This window comes from Pseudomonas reidholzensis (assembly GCF_900536025.1).
GTDB classification, from domain to species: Bacteria; Pseudomonadota; Gammaproteobacteria; order Pseudomonadales; family Pseudomonadaceae; genus Aquipseudomonas; species Aquipseudomonas reidholzensis.
In genome coordinates this window covers 1-16,121 of record NZ_UNOZ01000020.1, presented here as the reverse complement: position 1 = coordinate 16,121, position 16,121 = coordinate 1, and the positions used below count along the sequence as shown (strand labels likewise).

At 65.1% G+C, this 16,121-nt stretch carries 15 protein-coding genes; 8 read left to right on the top strand and 7 right to left on the bottom strand.

Going from position 1 to position 16,121, the window contains the following annotated elements:
* Window positions 1-111: 111 nt before the first annotated feature.
* On the bottom strand, window positions 112-2,202 hold the full coding sequence (locus tag CCOS865_RS14850; RefSeq protein ID WP_119142094.1) for a TonB-dependent receptor family protein: 2,091 nt from the start codon (window positions 2,200-2,202) through the stop codon (window positions 112-114).
* An 82-nt stretch (window positions 2,203-2,284) separates the two neighbouring features.
* Window positions 2,285-2,665 (bottom strand): RidA family protein, encoded by a 381-nt coding sequence (locus CCOS865_RS14845; RefSeq protein ID WP_119142092.1) that lies wholly within the window; start codon window positions 2,663-2,665, stop codon window positions 2,285-2,287.
* 177 nt (window positions 2,666-2,842) lie between these two features.
* Between CCOS865_RS14845 and CCOS865_RS14840 the strand changes: the two genes are divergently transcribed.
* Window positions 2,843-3,535: a tRNA (adenine(22)-N(1))-methyltransferase gene (locus tag CCOS865_RS14840; RefSeq protein WP_119142090.1), complete on the top strand. Its 693-nt coding sequence runs from the start codon at window positions 2,843-2,845 to the stop codon at window positions 3,533-3,535.
* A gap of 26 nt (window positions 3,536-3,561) precedes the next feature.
* On the opposite strand, the gene CCOS865_RS14835 is transcribed toward CCOS865_RS14840, so the two are convergent.
* Window positions 3,562-3,819: a DUF2790 domain-containing protein gene (locus CCOS865_RS14835; RefSeq protein WP_119142088.1), complete on the bottom strand. Its 258-nt coding sequence runs from the start codon at window positions 3,817-3,819 to the stop codon at window positions 3,562-3,564.
* A 119-nt stretch (window positions 3,820-3,938) separates the two neighbouring features.
* Between CCOS865_RS14835 and CCOS865_RS14830 the strand changes: the two genes are divergently transcribed.
* On the top strand, window positions 3,939-4,871 hold the full coding sequence (locus CCOS865_RS14830; RefSeq protein WP_119142086.1) for a LysR family transcriptional regulator: 933 nt from the start codon (window positions 3,939-3,941) through the stop codon (window positions 4,869-4,871).
* A gap of 117 nt (window positions 4,872-4,988) precedes the next feature.
* On the opposite strand, the gene CCOS865_RS14825 is transcribed toward CCOS865_RS14830, so the two are convergent.
* From CCOS865_RS14825 to CCOS865_RS14810, 4 genes are all read right to left on the bottom strand, one after another.
* Entirely contained in the window at window positions 4,989-5,543 is a 555-nt protein-coding gene (locus tag CCOS865_RS14825) for a YbhB/YbcL family Raf kinase inhibitor-like protein (RefSeq protein ID WP_119142084.1), read from the bottom strand.
* A 52-nt stretch (window positions 5,544-5,595) separates the two neighbouring features.
* A complete protein-coding gene (locus tag CCOS865_RS14820; RefSeq protein ID WP_119142083.1) occupies window positions 5,596-5,886 on the bottom strand; it encodes a hypothetical protein in 291 nt (96 codons plus the stop codon).
* Between the two features lie 95 nt (window positions 5,887-5,981).
* Window positions 5,982-7,274, bottom strand: a complete 1,293-nt coding sequence (locus CCOS865_RS14815) for an MFS transporter (RefSeq protein ID WP_119142081.1) — start codon at window positions 7,272-7,274, stop codon at window positions 5,982-5,984.
* A 373-nt stretch (window positions 7,275-7,647) separates the two neighbouring features.
* Window positions 7,648-9,054 (bottom strand): aminotransferase-like domain-containing protein, encoded by a 1,407-nt coding sequence (locus CCOS865_RS14810; protein WP_119142079.1) that lies wholly within the window; start codon window positions 9,052-9,054, stop codon window positions 7,648-7,650.
* Between the two features lie 168 nt (window positions 9,055-9,222).
* Here CCOS865_RS14810 and CCOS865_RS14805 point away from each other — a divergent pair, with 168 nt between their 5' ends.
* From CCOS865_RS14805 to CCOS865_RS14780, 6 genes are all read left to right on the top strand, one after another.
* Window positions 9,223-11,238 carry a DUF2849 domain-containing protein gene (locus CCOS865_RS14805; protein ID WP_119142077.1) on the top strand — a complete coding sequence of 672 codons (2,016 nt, stop codon included), beginning with the start codon at window positions 9,223-9,225 and terminating at the stop codon, window positions 11,236-11,238.
* Window positions 11,225-11,710: a DUF934 domain-containing protein gene (locus CCOS865_RS14800; RefSeq protein ID WP_119142075.1), complete on the top strand. Its 486-nt coding sequence runs from the start codon at window positions 11,225-11,227 to the stop codon at window positions 11,708-11,710. Before CCOS865_RS14805 ends, CCOS865_RS14800 begins: the two co-directional genes overlap by 14 nt.
* 2 nt (window positions 11,711-11,712) lie before the next feature.
* Window positions 11,713-13,137 (top strand): cytochrome ubiquinol oxidase subunit I, encoded by a 1,425-nt coding sequence (locus CCOS865_RS14795; RefSeq protein ID WP_119142073.1) that lies wholly within the window; start codon window positions 11,713-11,715, stop codon window positions 13,135-13,137.
* 15 nt (window positions 13,138-13,152) lie between these two features.
* Window positions 13,153-14,160: a cytochrome d ubiquinol oxidase subunit II gene (cydB, locus tag CCOS865_RS14790; protein WP_119142071.1), complete on the top strand. Its 1,008-nt coding sequence runs from the start codon at window positions 13,153-13,155 to the stop codon at window positions 14,158-14,160.
* Entirely contained in the window at window positions 14,157-14,306 is a 150-nt protein-coding gene (locus CCOS865_RS14785) for a DUF2474 domain-containing protein (protein ID WP_208644537.1), read from the top strand. Before cydB ends, CCOS865_RS14785 begins: the two co-directional genes overlap by 4 nt.
* 97 nt (window positions 14,307-14,403) lie before the next feature.
* The gene (locus tag CCOS865_RS14780) at window positions 14,404-15,279 is read left to right on the top strand and encodes an AEC family transporter (protein WP_119142069.1); all 876 of its coding nucleotides are present in this window, start codon (window positions 14,404-14,406) and stop codon (window positions 15,277-15,279) included.
* Window positions 15,280-16,121 lie beyond the last annotated feature (842 nt).

Genomic DNA, 16,121 nt, shown 5'->3' with positions numbered 1-16,121 from the left:
TCGCGGGGCAAGCCCGCTCCCACAGGGACCGCGCAAATCTCCAGAACAGCGCGATCCCTGTGGGAGCGGGCTTGCCCCGCGAAGAAGCCGGTGCAGGCGACAAAAAACTACCTAGAACTGATACTCCAGGCCGGCTCCGGCATACCAGGAGCGGCCCGGCGCGGCTTCATAGAAACGCTTATTCGCTGTGTCGCCTATGATCACCGATCCAACGTACTGGCGGTCGAGGATATTCTCCAAGCGAACGACTTGGTGGAACGTCCAAGGCCCGTACTGCTGCTCGAAGCGCGTGCGCCAGTTAAACACCGTGTAGCTTGGGGCGGCCTTGTACTGATTGCTGTCCTCGACATAGACCTTGCTGCGGTATTGGCCTTCAAGGCCCATGCTGATGCCTTGACGAGGCTTCCAGATCAATTCCCCGAACAGGCTGCTGCTTGGCACGCCAGGCAGGTAGTTGCCCTTCTCGATAAGCGATGAGTTCTGAACAAAGTCCTCGTCATATGTAGCTTTGAGCCAGGTATAGGCAAGGTTGAACTGCCATTGCGCGTTCAGTTCGCGCTGTACGCTCAACTCCAGGCCGCGGCGCAGCGTCTTGCCGGCGTTGTTGTAGCTGGTACGACCATCCTTGGAACCATTGATTACGACCTCGTCCTCGGTCCGGATCTCGAACACGGCGGCGTTGATCCGCGTGCGCTCGTCTGGCCGTGCCTTGATACCCAGTTCGTATTGAGTACTGGTCGAAGGCTTGAGGCCAAAGTTGAAGCCTTCCACACCCCCTGGCGCATAGGCCATCTCGGCCTGCGTCGGCGTCTCAAACGCCTTGCCGGCACTGATGTAACCATGCAAATTCGGGGTAAAGGCATACATCACCGACAGCGTCGGTGTCGTCCGCTGGTACTTCTTCGAACCGCTGGAATCGCCGTTGGAGAGGAAGTGATCGTTCACCTCCATCTCCATGCTGCTGTGACGCACGCCAGCGTCCACGGTCCAGCGGTCTATTTCCCAATGCGCTTGCAGATACGGGTCGAGGCTGGTGGCAGTGTCCTTCTCGTCCCGGCGCAGGTCGCCTTTGACGCCGAGCGTGGTGCCGCTGTAGTTCTTGAAACCACGTCGGTCATCGCGGCTGCGGTCGTAATCTGCACCGGCGGTAACTGTCAGGGCGCCGTAGGCTACCTCCACCGGCTGGATCCAGCGCAGGGTGCCACCGTGAAACTCGCGGTCAAAGTCGACCACGCCGCCGCCGCCGAGCTCGTTCGGTACGGTGTCCTTAGGTATCGACAGATACTGAATCACGCTACGCCGCCCGGCATACACATTGGCCTGCAACGTCGCATCACCAAAATACCGTTCGTAATTCACCCCCACCTGTTGGTGGTGGATGCTCTTGCGGGTGTTGTACTCCTCGGCCCGCGGGCTCACCGAGCGCGGATCATCCTTGTAACCTTCCCAGGTCTGCCCCAGCGGATCCTGCGTCCCGTTCTGCTCCAGGCTGCTGAAGATCACCGCCAGGCGGCTGTCGTCATCCGGGCGTACATGCACCTTGGCAAACGTCTGGTCGCGGCGCGCAGCGCTGTGGTCGCGGTAGCCGTCGGTGTCCAGGCGCGAGGCGTCGAGGACAAACCCGGCCTGGTCGTTGCCACCTTCGCCATACACATGGTTCTTGTTGAAGCCGTCGCTGCCAAAGGTGGTTTCGACGCCCACCTTGGGCGGCCCGGCGCCGTCGCGGGTAAACATCTGGATGACCCCGCCCGCGTTGCTGCCGTAGATCGCCGAAGCGGGCCCGCGCAGGACCTCGATGCGCTCGGCGACGTCCAGGTTCAGCGACGCCGCCTGGCCCTGGCCGTCGGGGGTGCTGGCCGGGATACCGTCGCTCAGCAGCTTGATGCCGCGAATGCCGAAGGCCGAGCGGGCGCCATAGCCGCGCGAGGAGATCTGCAGGTCCTGGGCGTAGTTCTGGCGGTTCTGCACCACCAGGCCGGGGACGCGGTTGAGCGCTTCGGAGAGGTTGACGCCGAGCTGGCCGTCGCTGATCTGCGCGCGGTCGACGGTGTCGATGGAGTAGGGCAGGTCGAAGCTGGCGTTAGGCGCGTAGGTGCCGGTGACGACCAGCGGTTCGAGCAACTGGAACGGGGCGGGCGATTCGGCGTGGGCCAGGGTGCACAGGCCAAGGGTGGGCAGTAGAACGGTGAAGTGGCGGCGCATTTAAGGCTTCCTGCTGTGTAACGGTGTAGATCCTGGTTGCCGGTGATGCCCCGCGAAGGGGCCATCACCGGCAACGGATGACTCAGGCCTTGGCCGCCATCGCGGTCACTTCGACGCGCATGCCTTCGACTGCCAGCGAGGCCACGCCGACCGCCGCACGCACTGGCCATGGCTGGCTGAAGAAGCGCTGGTAGACCTCGTTGAAGGCCGGGCGGTCGGCCATGTCGGTGAGGTAGATGGTCAGGTGCAGCACGCGGTCCATCGAGCTGCCGGCGCGCTCCAGGGCGACCTTGAGCGCCTGCAGGGTGCATTCGCTCTGCTCGACGATGCCGCCCAGCTCCAGGCTGCCATCGGCGCGGGTGGGGATCTGGGTGCTGACCAGCAGGTTGCCGAAGCCGGTCACGTCCGACGAAATCGACTCGGGGTCCGGGTCGGGAATAAAGGTGATATCTGCATTTGCCATGGGAATGCGTGCCTTGCAACGGAAGGAAAGCCGCAAGCGTACGTGAGCTGGCCGGGTCGGTCGAGCCGCCAGGCCGTGCCCGCTCGGCCAGGAGAATTGAAATAGCCGGCGTTGACGGTCAGAATCGCGCCCCATTTGGCCGCGCGCGCTGCGCCGGTCGTGCAGAAGGAACACAGGTTGAACGAACAGACTTTGTCCCGGCGCCTGGAGCGCGTGGCGGCGCACGTGCCCGCCGGCGCGCGGCTGGCCGATATCGGCTCTGACCACGGCTACCTGCCGGTGGCGTTGATGCTGCGCGGGCAGATCGACTATGCGGTGGCGGGTGAGGTGGCGCAGACACCGTTCCACTCGGCGCAGCGCAACGTGCGCAAGAACGGCCTCGATGAGCGGGTCACCGTGCGCCTGGCCGATGGCCTGGCGGCGATCACGCCGGCCGACCGGATCGATACGATCAGCCTGTGCGGCATGGGTGGCGAGACCATGTGCGAGATCTTCCAGCGCGGCCAGCCGTACCTGAATGGCCAGCAGCGGCTGATCCTGCAGCCTAACGGCGGCGAGCGTGAACTGCGCACCTGGCTGATGGATAACGGCTACCAGATCGTCCATGAGGAGTTGCTGCGGGAGAATCGCTTCGATTACGAGATCATCGTCGCAGTCCCTGGCGCGGGCATTCAGTACACCGAGCAGGAACTGTTCTTCGGTCCGCGGCTGCTAGAGGCGCGCAGCGAGCCGTTTCTGGCCAAGTGGCGGCGTGTGCTGCGGCAACGGCAGCAGACCTTGGCGCATTTCGAGCATGCCCAGGAAGTCCCTCAGGACAAGGCCCGTGAGTTTGCCCGGCAGGTCGAGTGGATCAATCAGGTGCTGGGCTGAAACCAGCGGCGTTCGGGTAACGCGGCTTACATCTGCGAGCAGTCGCCCATTTCGCGGAAGTTGACGTCGTGTTGCTGGCCTTGATGATCGACATAGACCATGTGCGCCGTGCCCACCTGGCAATCGGCGATGTTGCTGGCCGGGGTGATCGAGATGACCTTGGCGACGTCCAGCGGCATGCCGTATTCGTAGGTTTCTGAGGCAGGCGTGGTCGCCTGGTCGGCATAGGCACCGACCGAGGCCAGCGATGCGAACAGGGCGAAAAAGGCGATTGAGGCTTTCATGTCAGGCTCCTTGTGAGGTTTACCCATGATGTATTCATTGGTGATTCACAATAAAGGGGCTAACCCGTGATAGATTCCTGCCTGGGACGTACGAATAAGACTGAAAGGAGCGGACCTTCATGGACATGCTGCATGCCATGCGAACCTTTGCCCGGGTGGTGGAGTGCGGCAGTTTCGCCGCCGCCGCCAACGCCCTGGACATTTCGGCGGCGCAGGTATCACGGATCGTTGCAGAGCTCGAAAACCAGCTGCAGACCCGCCTGCTGCACCGCACCACCCGCCGTCTGCGGATGAGCGAGGCGGGTGAGCGTTTTCTCGAACGCTGCCGGCAGATCATGCTGTTGACCGAAGAAGCGGTGGACGAAGCGCGCGGCGCGCACCTGACCCCGCGTGGCCGCCTGCGTTTTCATTCGACCCACGGCCTGGGCATGTTGATGATGCCGCTGGTGGCGGCGTACAAGGCAGCGTGCCCCGAGGTGGTGATGGAGCTGACCTTGTCCCAGCGCAACCCGGACCCGCTGGACGAGGGCCACGACGTGGTGATCACCGTCGGCCGCGGCTTGCCGGATTCGCAGTTGATCGCGATTCCGCTGGGTAGCATCTACAGCATTCTCTGCGCTTCACCGGAGTATCTGGCCCGGCACGGCGTGCCGCAGCGGCCGCAAGACCTGCACGAGCATGTCTGCCTGCGCATGGGCGACCCGCTGTTCGAGGAGGACTGGGCGTTCGAGCAGTCGGCGGACAAGTGCGTGATCCTGCCGCAGGACACCTTTCTGACCAATGTGGCCGACGCCATGCTGCACGCCACCGAGCTGGGCATGGGCATTGGGCTGATTCCGTATTATTCGGCGAGCAAGGCGATTGCCGAAGGGCGGCTGTGCCGGTTGCTGGCGCCGCATCGGCTGCGGCAGCGGGAGATCTATGCGATCTACCCGTCGCGGCATTACCTGGACGCCAAGGTGCGCACCTGGCTGGACCTGCTCAAGGAGCAGCTGCCGGTGATGTTTGCGGCGCATGAGCAGGTGGTGGACGACCCGCGGTATTCGCGCTGAGTGCCTTGTGGCGCCAGATCCGGCCTCTTCGCGGGTAAACCCGCTCCCACAGGGTTATCAACAGAACCTGTGGGAGCGGGTTTACCCGCGAAGAGGCCGGATCTGGTACCCGATCAATCAATGCCCATAACGCCCGACGATGCTCTGACCACCCAAGGCATGGTCCTTCAGTGCATCCATCAGGCCCTGCCGATCCAGCCCCTCCACCAAGCTACCCGGCGCCAGGTCCGTGGCAATCAAGGTCAACGCATAATGATGCGGATTATCCCCCGCCGGAGGGCAAGGTCCGCGATACGTCATCATCCCGCGTGAATTACGCCCCACCGTGACCGCCTGGGTCGTCTGCCCGGCAATGCCTTCTTCCAGGCTGCCGTGCTCCGAGTCGATGTTGTAAGCGACCCAGTGCACCACCCCGAGGCCCTTGCCGCCATCCGGGTCGAACATCACCAGTGCCACCGAGCGGGTCCCTTCCGGCAGGTTACTCCAGCTCACCTGCGGCGTGCGCTCGCCGCCACTGCCGCACCCAGGGTCCGGGCCGACCTGCTCCAGGGCGATAACCCCGCCGTCGGTGAACGAGGCGGACGCGACCGCCAAGGCGCCACTGCTCTCGGCGTGGCTGGCGAGGGTAAACAGCGACAGCGCTGTGCCAAGCACGCAGGCTCGGATCGTCATGGCATGCCTCCAGGCAGGGATATCCAGGTCAGCTCAGCGTAGACAACCAGGCTTATTGGTCGTCGTCCTGATCATCGCTGTGGCTGTCAGCGCTGCTCGCACCGCCCGTGGTGCTGCCGTCGGCGGCATCCGAGTCGGTGCCGGTGTCGCTGCTGTCGTTGTCCTTGCCGCCAGGGCTGTTGACGCTGCTGCCTTCACCCGCGGTTTCACCTTTGGGATGATCGCCGTTGGCCTGTTCGGCGCTGGGCTTGGTGGTGGTCATGTCGGTGGCGGCGATGCTGGTGGTGGAGGCGAGGCCCAGGCTCAGGGCGAGCAGCAGGGGAAGCGGACGAATGCGGACCATGGTGATTCTCCTGTAAGGATGATCGTCATGCGTTCGGCCGTGGCAGGCGGGGCAGGGTGCCCGTCAGGCGACGGGCGGTCGTGCCCCGCGAGGGGTCAGGCGCGTTCGGCCGGGGCCGCAGGCGCCTGGGTTTCTGCCATCGACGGATGCTCTTCGACGGCGTGCATCAGCTCTTCGGTCACGCGCAGCTCGGCGCCGCTGGGCGAGAACGTCGCGGTCGGCGCAAAGGGTGCCGGATGCTCCGGCGCCGGGCGCTTGCCGCGACGCCAGAGGAAGAAGCTGACCATCGCCAGGTTGATCACCGCAAAGGCCCAGAACAGCCCGATCTCGCCATACGAGGTCATCACCGGCGAGATCGCCAGCGGCGCCATCGCCGAGCCCAGCGAGTTGATCAGCAGCAGGCCCTGGATCATCGGCACCAGCGCATCGGACGGTGCCCGGTCGGCGGCACTGCTGACCGCGACCGGATACAGCGCGAAGACGCCGCCACCGAGCAGGAACAACATCGCCGGCAGCGCCACCGAGTCGGACGGCAGGAAGGCGATCACCACCGACAGCACGGTGCACAGCGCGGCCAGGGTGATCAGCACATCCTGGCGGTCCTTGCGGTCCGACCAGCGCCCGACCGGGTATTGCAGGAGCATCGCGCCCAGAATCACCCAGGCCATCATCGTGCCGACTTCCCCGACATCCAGGCCGATGCGTTGCAGGTACAGCGGCAACAGCGCGTAGATCCCGGCAATCGCCACCCCCGAGCCGAAGCAGCCGACCAGCCCGGTCGGCGCAATGCCGAGCAGTTGGCGTGGCTTGAGTGGCTCGACCTGGTCGAGCCGTGGCGACACCTGCGGCAGGATCACCACCGGCAGTACCGACAGCGTGGCGAGCATGCCGGCGACCATGAACGGCGATGTCCCGCCCCAGCCGGAGATCTCGCCCAGCGCGGCCTGGGCAATGACCCCGGCGCCATAGAAGGCGATCATGTAGAGCGCCAGCAGGCGCCCGCGGATCTTCGCGTCACCGGCCATCAGCAGCCAGCTCTCGATCACCAGGAACACCCCGACCGCGGCCCAGCCGTTGATCAGGCGCAGCACCGACCACCAGGTGGTGTCGTAGCACAGGCCTTGCAGGAGAATGGTCGCGGCGATCAGCGAAGCGAAGCTGGTGTAGGCGCGGATATGGCCGATGCGCAGGATCAGCCGGTCGTTGAACAGCGCACCCAGGGTCAGGCCGATGAAATAGGCCGAAGAGACGATACCGATCATCGTCGCCGATTCGCCGGCGGTGCCCAGTTGCAGGGTGGTCAGGGAAGACATGAAACCATTGCCCAGCGCAATGATGAACAGCCCGAGCAGGGGTGCCAGCGCCTGGGCCAGCAAACGCGGAGACATACGTACCTCAAGTTGAAAGTCGGCGGAATGAACGCCTTTTCGGGCGTGCACGCTGACGCCGGTCATTGCGGACCGGGGGGCGGCACGAGGTACCTGGGCAAGAGTCGACGGCTTGGCCAATGGAGGTCGTTGCGATCTTCAGGGGCAGTGCCGGCGCACATCGCAAGCAGGCCCGCGCCTGGCAGGCTTCGACAGAAACCTGCAAGCGCAGGCTTGCTCGCGAATAGGCCAGAACTGCCCGACACGACCTCATTGACGGCATCGGGGGCAGGCCACCTTGCGAGGTGACTGGCGAAAAGGAGGCGCGATTCTAAGCCCTGCGCAGAATTTGCCAAGGGGGCTACCCCTGCGACCAGAGGCCGCAGGGGTGTTTTCAGACGAACGCGCGCGAGTTGCGCCGGCGGTCTTCCTTGAGCAAGGCCTCGATCTTGCGCAGCGCCAGGCCCAGGCTGGCCTGGTCGGCGGCGCCGCCGAGCGACACCCGCACGGCATCCTGGGCCTGCGCCGACACACTGAACGAGTCGGCGCCGGCGACATTCACCCCGACCTCGTCGAGGGCGTGGGTGAACAGGCTCTGGTTCCAGTGCGCTGGCAGCGGCAGCCACAGGTGCAGGCCGCTGGGGTGGGTCTGCACCTCGTGGCTCAAGAGGCTGCGCGCCAGCTGTTGGCGCGCCCGCGCCTCACGCTGGATCTCCTCGACCAGGGCCTTGGCGGTACCACTGCGGATCCAGTGCTCGACCAGGCCCAGCAGCAACCCCGAGCAGCCCATGCTCGCCGCCCGCAGGCCGGCGTGCAGGCGGTCGCCATCGTCGTCCCGCGGCGGCAGCACGAACGAGGTGCGCAGGCTCGGCCACAGGCATTTCGACAGCGAGGCGAGGTAGTAGGTGTTGGCGCCGCCGGTCAAGGTGGCGATCGGTGCGGGTGCGTCGTCCAGCAGGTAGCGGTAGGGGTCGTCCTCGATCAGCGTCAGCTGCAGGCGCAGCAGGGTCGCGGCGATCTGCGCGCGGCGCCCGGCAGGCATGGTCTGCGCCGTCGGGTTGTTGAACGTCGGGTTGAGGTACAGCAGGCGCGCGCCGCTCTGCTGCTGGGCGCGCTCCAGGGCATCCGGGCGCATGCCGTCGGCATCGCCCTCGACCGCCACCACGCGCAGGCCCAGCTGGCGCGCCGCCAGCAGCAAGCCGGGGTAGGTCAGGGGGTCGCAGAGCACGCTGTCACCGGGCCGGGTGGTCGACGACAGGATGGCGAAGATCGCCGCCTGCGAGCCGGCACACACGCTCAGCCCGCGCAGGTCCAGGTCGCCCAGGGCAGGCTGCAGCCAGGCTTGGCCGGCCTGCACCGCGCTGCGCGTGCCCGGCTCGTCCTGGTAGGTCGACAGGGCTTCGATGCGCTGGCGGCGCAACACCTCCTCGAGGCCCTTGCCGACCCGCTCGGCCATCGAGCCATTGGCCGGCTGCGGCGGGATGTTCATGGTCAGGTCGATACGTGCCTGAGCGCCGGGCGCGCTGGCACCCATGACGAACGAACCGCGGCCGCCGTACGAGGCGATCAAGCCGCGGTTGCGCGCTTCGGCATAGGCGCGGGTCACGGTCGTCAGGTCGACGCCCAGCTCAGCGGCCAGGGTCCGTTGCGGTGGAACCTGATCACCGGCCTGCAAAGAACCCGATTGTATGGATTCTGCGATCATATCTGCGATCTGTATGTATCTGGCTCCGCCCTTCGCCTTGAAGGGCCTAATCCATTGGGCTTGAGCCGTTTTCTTCGACTCTTCGGCGAGAGGCATGCGAATTCCCCAGGTTGTAAATCCATACACTCAAGCATAACATGGCATACGGTTAAGTAATAAATCCATACAAACGGACTCTGTATGGAAATTATTGTCAGGCACCAGCGAGGCGCGGCAGGGTTGCAACGATAAGCGCTTCTGGGCTGCCAGTCATGGAGATGTTTGATGAATGACTGCCATCTGATCTGCGCCAATCGCCTCGGCGATGGCGCTGTCGTCTGGTTGAACGCAGGGCATGAGTGGGTCGAGCGCCTGGAACAGGCGAGTGGCTTCGACGCGCTACAGCTCGAGGCGGCTACGCTGGCGGCCGAGCAGTCGGTCAAGGCCAACCAGGTGGTTGGCCCTGTACCTTGCGCTGCGCGGCAGGTGGCCGGGGTGATCGAGCCGATCGCCCTGCGCGAGCGTTTGCGGGCCCGGGGCCCTTCGGTACGCACCGACCTCGGCAAGCAGGCCATGCCCGTTGTGGCGGCGGCCGAGCGGCGCGAACGGGCCCGCCCCGTTGAGGCTGAGCTACCCGCCAACGCTGGCGTGTACCGCTACGACCCCTTCGAGCGCGAGTTCCTCAGGGCGCGTGCCGACGCGTTTCAGCAGCAAGTGGCGCGCCGCCTCAGTGGCGAGCTCGACGAAGAGGCGTTCAAGGTCTACCGGCTGATGAACGGCCTGTACCTGCAACTGCACGGTTACATGCTGCGCGTGGCCATCCCCTACGGCACCCTCAGCGCCCTTCAGTTGCGCCGGCTGGCGCACGTCGCCAGTACCTACGACAAAGGCTACGGCCACCTCACCACGCGGCAGAACATCCAGTTCAACTGGCCGCACCTGAGTGACACGCCCGAGATCCTTTCGGCCCTTGCCGACGCCGACTTGCACTGTATCCAGACCAGCGGCAACTGCATTCGCAACGTCACCACCGACCATTTTGCCGGCGCCGCCGAGGACGAAGTGATCGACCCGCGCGTGCATGCCGAGGTCCTCCGTCAGTGGTCCACCGACCACCCCGAGTTCACCTACCTGCCACGCAAGTTCAAGATCGCCATCACCGGCAGCCCGATCGACCGGGCCGCGGTGCGTTTTCACGACATCGGCATCCTTGCCCGGCGCAATGAGCACGGCCAGGTGGGCCTGCAGATCTATGCCGGGGGAGGGCTGGGGCGTACGCCCATCGTCGGTACGCTGGTGCGTGAGTGGCTGCCGGAGCGCGAGCTGCTGCGGTATGTCGAGGCGATCCTGCGGGTGTACAACACGCTCGGCCGGCGCGACAACCTGTACAAGGCGCGGATCAAGATCCTCGTCCGCGAACTCAAGCCGGCACGCTTCATCGAGATGATCGAGGCCGAGTTCGCCAGCCTCCCGGCTGACCGTCAGTACCTCGAGCCGGGCATCGTCGAGGCGATTGACGCGCGTTTCGTCAAACCGGCGTTCGAACAACTCCCAGGGATCTGTGAGCCTTACCTCGAGGCTCGCAACAGCGATGTCGCGTTCGCCCACTGGGTGCGCAGCAACACTCACCCGCACAAGAAGCGCGGCTACATCAGCGTGGTCATCTCGCTCAAGCCCAAGGGCGGGATCCCCGGCGACGTCAGCGCCGAGGAAATGCGCCTGATCGCCGACCTGGCCGAGGTCCATTCGCTCAACGAGATCCGCGTGTCGCACGAGCAGAACCTGGTGTTACCGCATGTCCGCCTGAGTACCCTGTACCCGCTGTGGCAGACATTGCGCGAGGCGGGGCTGGGGACGGCCAACGTCAACCTGATCTCCGACTCGATCGCCTGCCCCGGCATGGACTACTGCAGCCTGGCGACGGCCCGTTCGGTGCCGGTCGCCCAGCGCATCGCGTTGCGCTTCGACGAGGCGCGGCAGCGCGAGATCGGCGAACTCAAGCTCAACGTGTCCGGCTGTATCAATGCCTGCGCCCATCACCATGTCGCGCACATCGGCATTCTCGGCCTGGACAAGGCGGGCCATGAAAACTACCAGATCACCCTGGGCGGCAGCGCGGGCGAAGACGCGGCGGTCGGCACCATCCTGGGCCGTTCGGTGAGCTACGAGGCGGTCCCGGAGGTGGTCGACGCGATTGTCGCGATCTACCTGCGCGAGCGCGTTGCGCACGAGCGCTTCCTCGACACCTACCGGCGCATCGGCATCGACGTGTTCAAGGAGGTGCTGCGTGACGCTCATTGATCTTAACGGCCTGCCCAGCCCGGACCCTTGGCTGTACCAGGAGCCAGAAACGCCGCTGGTGGCCAGCGAACGCAGCGTCGTCGCGTTGAGCCAGTGGGAGGCGTTCCAGCAACAGTTCGGCGTGCCGGCCAAAGGCCTGTGGGTCGATGCCGACCAGCAGCCCGAAGCGTTGCTGGGGCTGCTGGCCGAGCTCGAGCTGCTGGTCATCGACTTCCCCAAGTCACGCGACGGCCGCGGTTTCACCCTGGCGCGGCTGCTGCGCGAGCGCTATGCGTTCGCCGGCGACCTGCGCGCCGCCGGGCCGATGCTGCCCGACCAGTTCGCGATGCTGCTGCAGTGCGGTTTCACCAGCCTGCTCGCACCGCCGACGGTGCCCGTGGTGCGCTGGCAGCAGGCGGCAGACGCCCGCCTGCAGGCGCAGGCCCGGCCACGCACGCTGCTCGAGCGCCTTTCCCATCGTCATGAGGCATAACCATGTTCAGCCTGACAGCCTTGGAGCTGGCACGTATTCAGTTCGGTTTCACCATTACCTTCCACATCATCTTTCCGGCCATCACCATCGGCCTGGCCTCGTTCCTCGCGGTGCTGGAGGGCTTGTGGCTGTACAAGAAGGACAACGCCTACCTCGACCTGTACCACTTCTGGTCGAAGATCTTCGCGGTCAACTTCGCCATGGGGGTGGTCTCCGGGCTGGTCATGGCCTATCAGTTCGGCACCAACTGGAGCTTCTATTCGCAGTTCGCCGGCAGCATCACCGGCCCGCTGCTGACCTATGAGGTGTTGACGGCGTTCTTCCTCGAGGCTGGCTTCCTTGGCGTCATGCTGTTCGGCTGGAACAAGGTCGGGCGCGGCCTGCACTTCTTCGCCACGGCCATGGTGGCGGTCGGCACGATGATCTCGGCGACCTGGATCCTCGCTTCCAACAGCTGGATGCAGACGCCGCAAGGCCATGAAGTGATCAACGGCATCGTGGTGCCGGTGGACTGGCTGGCGATCATCTTCAACCCGTCATTCCCCTATCGCCTGGCGCACATGGTGACGGCGGCCATGCTCTCGACGGCGTTGTTCGTCGGCGCTTCGGCGGCCTGGCACATGCTGCGTGGCAACCGCAGCACGGCGGTCACGCGGATGTTCTCGATGGCCATGTGGATGCTGCTGTTCACCGCACCGTTGCAGGTGCTGATCGGCGACCTGCACGGCCTCAACACCCTCAAGCACCAACCGGCGAAGATCGCCGCGATGGAGGGCCACTGGAGCAATACCCCGGGCCAGGGCGTGCCGCTGATCCTGTTCGGGATCCCCGACATGGACGCCGAAACCACCCGCTACAAGGTCGAGATCCCCAACCTGGCCAGCCTGATCCTGACCCACAGCTGGGACGGCCATATCCCGGCCCTGAAGGACTTCGTCCGCGAGGACCGGCCCAACGCGACCATCGTCTTCTGGTCGTTCCGGGTCATGGTTGGCCTTGGCCTGCTGATGGTCCTGCTCGGCGTCTACGGCCTGTGGCTGCGTTGGCGCCGGCGCTTGTACCGGTCCACAGCACTGGCGCGTTTCGCCCTGTGGATGGGGCCGTCCGGCCTGGTGGCGTTGCTGGCCGGCTGGTACGTCACCGAAATCGGCCGTCAGCCGTGGGTGGTGTACGGGCTGATGCGCACCGAGGATGCCGTCTCCAATCATTCGGCGATGACCCTGACGGTCGGCCTGGTGGTGCTGGTGGTGATGTACCTGGGCATTTTCGGCACGGGCGTGGTGTACATGCTGCGCCTGGTCGGCAAGGGGCCGCAGGCGCATGAGCACGAAGCGCTCGGCGCACCGCTGACGGACAACCAGCGACCGGCCCGACCGCTGTCGGCGGTCGATGGCTCGCTGTATTCAAGCCTCGTGAACAAGCACTGACGGGAGTGTTGGAAAATGGGTATTGATCTACCACTGATCTGGTTTCTGGTGATCGGCTTCGGCGTGATGATGTATGTGATCACCGACGGTTTCGACCTGGGCATCGGCATCCTCTTTCCGTTCATCCCGGAGCGCGACCACCGCGACACCATGGTCAACACCGTGGCGCCGGTCTGGGACGGCAACGAGACCTGGCTGGTGCTGGGCGGGGCAGGGCTGATGGCGGCGTTTCCCAAGGTCTATGCGATCTTGCTCAGCGCACTCTACCTGCCGGCGCTGGGGCTGTTGTTGGGGCTGGTCTGGCGAGGCGTGTCGTTCGAGTTCCGGTTCAAGGCCGACGAGGCGCACAAGCCGTTCTGGGACCGCGCGTTCATGTCCGGCTCGTTTGTCGCGGCGTTCTTCCAGGGGGTGATCCTGGGGGCGTTCATCGAGGGTCACGAGATCGTCGACGGGGTGGCCACGGACGGCGTGATGAGCTGGCTGACGGCGTTCAATGTGTTCTGCGGGTTCGGCGTGGTGATTGCCTATGCACTGCTCGGCGCGACCTGGCTGGTGCTCAAGACCGAAGGCCCGCTGCAGGCACGGATCATCCGCGCCACCGGGCCGATCACCCTGGCGACGGTGCTGTCGATGCTGGTGGTGAGCATCTGGACGCCGCTGACCCATCCAGCGATCTTCGACCGCTGGTTCAGCCTGCCGAACTTCTGGTTCTTCCTGCCGGTGCCCGTGCTGGTGCTGGTGGCGACCTGGGCGATCCTCAGGTCGCTGCGAGGCGAGCCGCATGCCGGGCCTTTCGTCTGGTCGCTGGGGCTGATCTTCCTGGGCTACACCGGTTTGCTGATCAGCATCTGGCCGTACGTACTGCCGCCCAGCCTGACCATTTGGGAAGCGGCCGGGCCGCCGCAGAGCCTGGGCTTTGCACTGGTCGGGGCGCTGTTGATCATCCCGTTCATCCTCGGCTATTCGGCGTGGTCGTATTACGTGTTCCGCGGCAAGGTGAAGGTCGGCGAGGTGTTCCATTGAGCCTGCATGCATCCACCGGCAAGGCGCCGGGGCTGGGCAAACGGCTGCTGTGGCTGGTGACGATCTGGGCGGCCAGCGTGATGGCGCTGGGCGCGGTTGCACTGGCGACACGGGTGGCCATGAAGTTTGCCGGCATGACGGGGTGAGGCATTTGCGCCGATCCGTTTCTGTTCCCTGGCGGTGGTGCGGCATAATGCCCGCCTTAGGTCGATCAGCCCCTGATCGCCAGGGAGGGCAAGGTACATGCTGGCTTCGCTGTTCGCCGTTCTGGCGCCCGTGTTCATCGTCGCAGGCATCGGTTACGCCTGGGCCCGCAGCGGGATCGACTACCCCACCGAGTTCATCGCCCGGCTGGTGATGACCGTGGGCACCCCGGCGCTGGTGCTGTCGACCTTGAGCCGGACCCGGCTGGACCAGGCCGCGTTTACCAGCATGGCGCTGGCCTGTGTGCTGTGCATGCTGGGCATGGCCTTGCTGGGGTTCATCGTCAGCCGGCTGTCGGGCCTGGACTGGCGGGTGCTGTTGCCGGCGTTCATGTACCCCAACACGGGCAACATGGGCCTGCCGATCAGCCTGTATGCCTTCGGCGAACAGGGGCTGGCGCTGGCCGTGGCGTTTTTCCTGGCGCTGTCGATCTTTCAGTTCACCCTTGGGATTGCGGTGTCGGGCGGTGCCACTTCGCTCAAGGGGCTGGTGCGCAACCCGATCGTGATCAGCCTGGCGGGGTCGATGCCGATCATTTTCCTGCAGTGGGAGCTGCCTACCTGGCTGGCGAACACGGCTGACCTGCTTGGGGGGATGACCATCCCGCTGATGTTGCTGACGCTGGGTGTGTCGTTGGCGAGCATTCGCCTGCAGCATCTGGGCAGCGGGCTGCTGCTCGGTGGGCTGCGGATTGTGCTGGGGGGCGCGGTGGGGTGGGGCGTGGGGGAGGTGCTGGGGCTGGAGACGCTGGAGAAGGCGGTGTTGGTGCTGCAGTCGTCGATGCCGGTGGCGGTGTTCAACTACCTGCTGGCGGTGCGGGCGAATCGCTCGCCGGAGTTGGTGGCTAACCTGGTGATGTGTTCTACGATGCTGTCGTTTGTGTGGTTGCCGGTGGTGCTGGCTTGGTGGCTTTGAGGGTGGGGGGGGCTTGTTGACTGGGGGCTTATCCAGATGTTGTGGTGCGGCCACTGGCCCCTTCCGCCCTTACGGCGGGTCACTTTTTTTCTTGGAAAAAAGTAACCAAAAACCGCTTGCTCCTGCATCCGGCCCTTCGCTGCGCTACGGGTTCCCTCACTCCGGTCTTGCTCCCGCGAGGACCGGGCTGTACGGGCCTTCCTGGCCCGCAGCCCTTGCCGGCCTTCCTGGCCGTCACCTCGCTCCGCAAGACCTGCGTTCGGCCTCCTGAAGTCGCGGTAGATCAAGATCACAAGCCAGATCAAGGGCCAGATCAAGTGCCAGGGCGACGGCTGGCGAATCGCTTCGCTCTCGCTTGTTTATAAGGGCGGTACAGCGCGTCAGCGCCAGAATTTGCATTGGCAGTTCCGGCCTATTCGCGGGGCAAGCCCGCTCCCACAGGATCTCCGCTGACCGAAAGAGCGACACTATCCTGTGGGAGCGGGCTTGCCCGCGATGAGGCCCGAATATCCACCACCATTGCCACTGTCGAAGATAACGCCAGCCCAGGCGCCACCCGTAACTTGGCGACCTCAGGAGGCCGAACGGAGGTCTTGCGGAGCGGGGTGACGGCCAGGAAGGCCGGCAAGGGCTGCGGGCCAGGAAGGCCCGTACAGCCCGGTCCTCGCGGGAGCAAGGCCGGAGTGAGGGAACCCGTAGCGCAGCGAAGGGCCGGATGTAGGAGCAAGCGGTTTTTGGTTACTTTTTTCCAAGAAAAAAAGTGACCCGCCGTAAGGGCGGAAGGGGCCATCAGCCCCACCCCACCAAATGGATAAGCCCCCCATCCAAGCCCCCCCGAAGCA